Raw genomic sequence first — 1,260 nt, 5'->3', positions numbered from 1 at the left:
GCGGGTTGTTCGGAGGTGGCGGAACTGACCATGCCTTGGTGGCGGGCGGCATGAAGATTGTTCATTTGTAATCAGAATGTGAAAAGTGTTACCTGAATACACATCTGTTGTCCGACAATCCGACCCAGTAAGCTTGTGCTGTCATTTTTCGGGCGCACTATAGCGGTGTCACCACGGCAAAGTTACATCGGCCAGTGGTGAGGTTGAGCAAAAGGTGAACGGGTAGCCATAAGCGACCCAGGGGCATCTGGCTCAAATATTGTGTACCACACAATGGCTTTACAGCGAGCCTTGAGATTGATGTATCAAGAAGGCCGCTGATCAAAGCATTGTCGTTCATTGAAGGAGAAGGATGATGAACACGATCTTTCGGTCAGCAGGGCAAGTTTCCGAGAAGGCACTGTCGCCTTTGAAGGCTCAGCCGCTGCTCTACAGAGCGTTGCAATTGGTATTTGCGCTGGCTGCGTATGCAGCAGGTATTTACCTGGTGAATATGGCGACCCCGGAAGCACGGATTCCGGTGATTCTGTTCGCCGTTTACTTCCTGCCTGCGGTGCTTCGCGCCTGGCTGCAATTGTATTGGCAGCTGCGTGGCGATAGCCGTGCACAGGATGTAAATACCCGCCACACGGCGTAATCAAGACAGCCTGAGACAGTGCCCGGCGGCAGGGCGTGACGCCTCTTTACGGCGTCATCTCTGCCGCAGTATGCGCTGCTTCTGGCGATTCCAGTCGCGCTCTTTCTCTGTGGCGCGCTTGTCGAACTTCTGCTTGCCTTTGGCCAGTGCGATGTCGCACTTGGCGAACCCTTTCTTCCAGTACAGGCTCACCGGTACGCAGGTGAAGCCGTCTTTCTGTACGCCGCCAAATACCCGCCCCAGCTCACGACGGTGCAGCAGCAGTTTGCGCGTGCGTGTCGGGTCCGGGTTAACGTGGGTGCTGGCGGTGTTGAGGGGCTCGAAACGGGCACCGAACAGGAAGGCCTCGCCGTTTTTCAGCAAGACGTAGGCTTCTGTCAGGTTGCCTTTGCCGGCACGCAGGGACTTCACTTCCCAGCCTTCCAATACCAGGCCGGCTTCGAAGTGCTCTTCCAGATGATATTCGTGGCGTGCCTTGCGGTTTTGCGCAATGGTGGCCGACGGTGCTTTGGCTTTCTTGTTGGCTTTTCCCATAGGGCGGCGATTATAGAGCAAGGGGAGAGTGGCTGATAGCGGTTTGTCTGCTGTGGCCGGTGCCGGGTGAGTGACTGCTTACCATCTTT

At 55.9% G+C, this 1,260-nt stretch carries 2 protein-coding genes; one reads left to right on the top strand and one right to left on the bottom strand.

The genetic code is table 11. The features are described from left to right. Positions 1-352 precede the first annotated feature (352 nt). Positions 353-637, top strand: coding sequence for a hypothetical protein (locus A3754_RS22595; protein ID WP_063521316.1), 285 nt, complete (start codon positions 353-355; stop codon positions 635-637). Between the two features lie 54 nt (positions 638-691). Here the strand turns inward: A3754_RS22595 and smpB are convergent, their stop codons facing one another. Further along, a complete protein-coding gene (gene smpB, locus A3754_RS22590) occupies positions 692-1,171 on the bottom strand; it encodes an SsrA-binding protein SmpB (protein WP_063521317.1) in 480 nt (159 codons plus the stop codon). Positions 1,172-1,260: the final 89 nt, after the last annotated feature.

The sequence above is a fragment of the Alcanivorax sp. HI0083 genome (assembly GCF_001635175.1).
Note: the sequence above shows the minus strand (reverse complement) of the source record. Positions and strands in the feature narration are given on the sequence as shown.